Source organism: Mesorhizobium sp. M7A.F.Ca.CA.001.10.2.1, assembly GCF_003998575.1.
In the GTDB taxonomy this organism is placed as follows: Bacteria; Pseudomonadota; Alphaproteobacteria; order Rhizobiales; family Rhizobiaceae; genus Mesorhizobium.
The window spans coordinates 1-4,611 of the sequence record NZ_RZQY01000483.1 but is presented as its reverse complement, the minus strand read 5'-3'; the positions used below and the strand labels follow the sequence as shown (position 1 = coordinate 4,611).

1 protein-coding gene is annotated in these 4,611 nt (G+C 67.3%); it reads left to right on the top strand.

What is annotated here, in order from left to right; genetic code table 11:
* Positions 1-4,611: S-layer family protein (locus EN964_RS25290; RefSeq protein ID WP_127276875.1), on the top strand; the 4,611-nt coding region annotated here is incomplete at both ends.

The following is a 4,611-nucleotide window of genomic DNA, read 5'->3' as shown; positions in this document are numbered from 1 at the left end:
TGGCGCATCGTGCGCTCGGCATGGGGCGCAAGCGCCTGGGGCTGGGAACTTTGGGCGTCGGCGGGATGTCGGGGGCGGCGGCCGCGATGCTGGGCGCCTTCGCGATCGGCATGGCTGCGACGCCGGCTCAGGCGCAATATCAGGCCGGCGGCGGAACCGCGACAGCCGGCAACGCCGTCGCCATCGGTAACGGCACCCAGGCGAATGGCGCGAACAGCGTGGCATTGGGCACCTCCAACAGCGCAACGGGCGATGCTTCGATCGCCATCGGCTATTCGATGAGTGTCAATGGCCTCAACTCCATAGGCATAGGTGTCTTTGCGAAGGCAACCGGCGTCAACGCCCTCGCGTTAGGCGGGAACGCCCAAGCTACTGCGGATGGAGCAAGCTCCATTGGCGTCAACTCGGTTGCAGCCGCAGGCGCGGCCGCCTTTGGCCTGAACGCGCGTGCGGACGGAACGAACTCGACGGCGATCGGCTATGTTACCCGGGCGACCGGACTGCGCGCCACCGCGCTCGGGTTTGGTGCAACAGCGTCCGGGCTGGATTCGCTTGCCCAAGGCAATAGCGCCGTCGCAAGCAACCAGAATGCCATCGCCATCGGCTTCCAGGCGACCGCAACGGCGATCAACGCCGTCAATCTTGGCAACCGAACTGTTGCGGGAATGGGCGCCCTTGAAGAGAGCGCCATCGCCATCGGCACGGACGTCAGGGCATCTCAGGTCGACAGCATTGCGATAGGACGCCAATCCGTTTCATCTGCAGGAAACGCGGTGGCTTTAGGCAAGAACGCGGCGGCCTCGAGCGCGGCCTCGATGGCGCTGGGGGCCGGTGCGGCCGCAACCAACACCAACGCGGTCGCGATCGGCGCCAGCACCCAGGCCACGGGAGCCGGCTCCGCCGCCCTCGGCACCTTCTCCGTTGCTTCGGGAGCGAATTCCACAGCCCTCGGGAACGCCACTGCCAGCGGCGACCGTGGGTTCGCCGGCGGCCGTTTGGCCACCGCCGTGGGCAACGATTCCATCGCCATCGGCACGACCGCAAATGCGAGCAGCGCCGCCAGCACAGCGGTTGGCAACACGGCCGTTGCCAGCGGCACAAACGCCTCCTCATTCGGGTCTGGAGCGAATGCGACGGGAGACAATTCCCTCGCCGCCGGCGTCAGCGCCAACGCCAGCGGGATTGCCAGCACAGCGCTTGGCATCGGCGCCGCATCCAGCGGCACCAATGCCGTCGCTGTCGGCGTTTCGGCGAGCGCGTCCGGGTTGAACGCCATCTATGTCGGCTCGCGCACCTTTGGAGCAGGCGCCAGCGCACAGAGCGCCATCGGCATCGGCACGGACGTGACGGCGTCCGCAGCCAACGCCATCGCGGTCGGTCTCCAGGCCACTGCGAACTCCGTCGACGCCGTCGCCATCGGCACCAACGCAAACGCAAGCGGGGGCAAGGCTGTCGCCATCGGTGCGGGCAACGTCGCTTATGGAGACGGCGCGGTTGCCATCGGCGATCCGAGCTTCGCCAGCGGCACCGGCGCCTTCACCGGCGGCGCAAACAACATCGCCAACAGCGACGGCACGGCGACCGCCACCGCGGCCAACGCGGCCAACGGTGCCGTCGCCATCGGCAACAACAACAAGGCGATCGGCCAAGGCTCAGTGGCGTTGGGCAACGGCTCCACGGCAGGTGCCGCCGGCCTCGCCGGGAATATCGCATTTGGCGATGGCGCGACGGCGGCGGCAAGCTCCGGCGACGTGGCGCTCGGCTCGGGCTCGGTGACCACCACGGCGGTCGGAACGGCCAGTGGGGTGGTCAATGGCACGACCTATGCCTTCCAGGGCACCAACCCGACCTCGACGGTCAGCATCGGCGCGCCCGGCGCGGAACGCACCATCACCAATGTCGCCGCGGGTCGGATCAGTTCGACGTCGACCGACGCCATCAACGGCTCGCAGCTCGCCGCCACCAACCAGGCCGTCGATGCCATCGGCGCCGTCGTCAACAACATCAATGTCGGCGGCGGCATCAAGTATTTCCATGCCAACTCGACGGCGGCGGACTCCTCGGCGACGGGCACGGACTCCGTTGCGATCGGACCCGTCGCGACCGCAACGGGGACGAACGCCATCGCGGCCGGTGTCAATTCGAGTGCATCCGACGCCAATGCGTCGGCCTTCGGCAGCGGCGCCGTCGCATCGGCGCTCGACGCAACGGCGATGGGATACATTTCCAACGCCTCTGGCCAATACAGCACCGCCATCGGCGCGAATGCCAACGCCACGGCGACCTCCAGCACCGCGATCGGCCAGAACGCCTTTGCTACCGGCCTCCAGGCGACCGCTCTCGGCATGCAAGCGAATGCCAGCGCCGCGAATGCGCTCGCGCTGGGTGCAAACTCGACCGCTGGCAACGCAGGCGACGTGGCGCTCGGCTCGGGCAGTGTCACCGACGTCGCCGTCGGCACGCCGAGCACCGTGATCAACGGCACGACCTACGCTTTCCAGGGTACCACTCCGACTTCGACGGTCAGCGTCGGCGCGGTCGGTGCGGAACGCACCATCACCAATGTCGCCGCGGGGCGGATCAGTTCGACGTCGACCGACGCCATCAACGGCTCGCAGCTCGCCGCCACCAACCAGGCCGTCGACGCCATCGGCACCACGCTCAGCACCATTGGCGGTTCCGTGACCGATCTCGGCAACACGATCAACAACATCGCCGGCGATACCTCGACCGCCTATACCGACGCCAATGGCGAGGGCATCCGCTACGCCCGCACCAACGAGGCCGGGCTGGCGCAAACCGATTCCTTCGCACAAGGGGTCGGCTCCACCGCCGTCGGCTACCAGGCGACCGCGACCGGCGACAGCGCGCTGGCGCTCGGCCGCGACAGCAATGCCAGCATCGACGGCGGCGTGGCGCTCGGTTCGGGTTCGGTTTCCGATCGTGCGATCGCTCCGACTACCGGGCAATTGCCCGCCGGCCCATCCAACTTCATCCAGTACAACACAACCGACAAGACGCTGCTCGGCGCCGTTTCGGTGGGCGATGCCACCTCGTACCGGCAGATCACCAATGTGGCCGACGGCACCCAGGACCAGGACGCGGTGACGGTGCGCCAACTCGCCGGCGCCATAGCTGCCGTATCGGTCACCTCGACCAAGTATTTCCATGCCAATTCGGCGGCGGTCGACTCGCTGGCGGTCGGGGCAGAGTCGGTCGCGGTCGGTCCGACCACGGTCGTCAACGGCGACAACGGCATCGGCATCGGCAATGGCGCCATTGTCGACCAGACAGCACCCGGCGGCACAGCGATCGGCCAGGGCGCCCATGTGATGCTGGCCGATGGGCTGGCGCTCGGCACCAATTCGCTGGCGTCCGGCATCCAGTCGGTGGCGCTCGGCGCCGGCGCCCAGAGCACCTTCATCAACAGCGTGGCGCTCGGTGCGCAGTCCATCACCACGGTCGGCGCGCAGGCAGGCTACACGGCCTTTGCGCTCGCCGGTCCGCAAACGTCGGTCGGCGAGGTGTCGATCGGCTCTGCCGGTGCCGAACGCAAGCTCACCAATGTCGCGGCGGGCTCTGCCGACACCGACGGCGTCAACGTTTCGCAGTTGCGCGGCGTGACGCAAAACGTCAGCAACCTGTTCGGCGGCGGCACGACCGTCAATCCCGACGGCTCGATCACCGGCCCGACCTACAACATCCAGGGCAACAATTATTCCACCGTCTATGACGGCTTCACGGCCGTCGACAATGCGCTGACCAGCATCAGCAATGGCGGCGGCATCAAGTATTTCCACGCCAACTCGACGCTGGCCGACAGCATCGCCGGCGGCACCAACGCCGTTGCGATCGGACCGGAGAGCGTGGCGAGCGGCACCGACAGCCTGGCCGCGGGACATGGCTCGACGGCCGCTGGGCAAGGCGCCGTCGCGCTCGGCCAGGGCGCGCAGGCCAACAATGCCAACGATGTGGCGCTCGGTTCCGGTTCGGTGACGCAGACCGCCGTCGGGACCTCCAGCACCGTCATCAACGGCAAGACCTACACTTATGCCGGAACGACTCCAACCGGAACCGTCAGCGTCGGCGACGCCGGCGCCGAGCGGACGATCACCAATGTCGCTGCCGGCCGCGTGTCTTCCGACAGCACCGATGCGATCAACGGCTCGCAGCTCTACGCCACCAATACGGCGATCGAGGATCTGAAAGCCGGCGTCGGAAACCTTACCGAGAACGCGGTGACCTATGACGCCCCGGGCGGCGTCAAGTCGAACACCATCACGTTGCAGGGCGGCGACGTCAACGCGCCGGTCGTCATCTCCAATGTCGGCCCCGGCGTCAAAGGGACCGATGCGGTCAACGTCGACCAGATGAACCAGGGCCTGACCGCGGGCAAGAGCTATACGGACAACCGCGTAGCCTACGCTATCGATACGTCCAACGACTACACCGACAAGGTGGCGGTCACGACCTTGCAACAGGCCAACGACTATACCGACCAGAAGCTCAGCCAGCTCAATTCGGACATCAGCGGCATCCGCGACGAGGCGCGGCAGGCGGCCGCAATAGGCCTTGCGGCCGCCTCGCTGCGCTATGACGACCGGCCCGGAA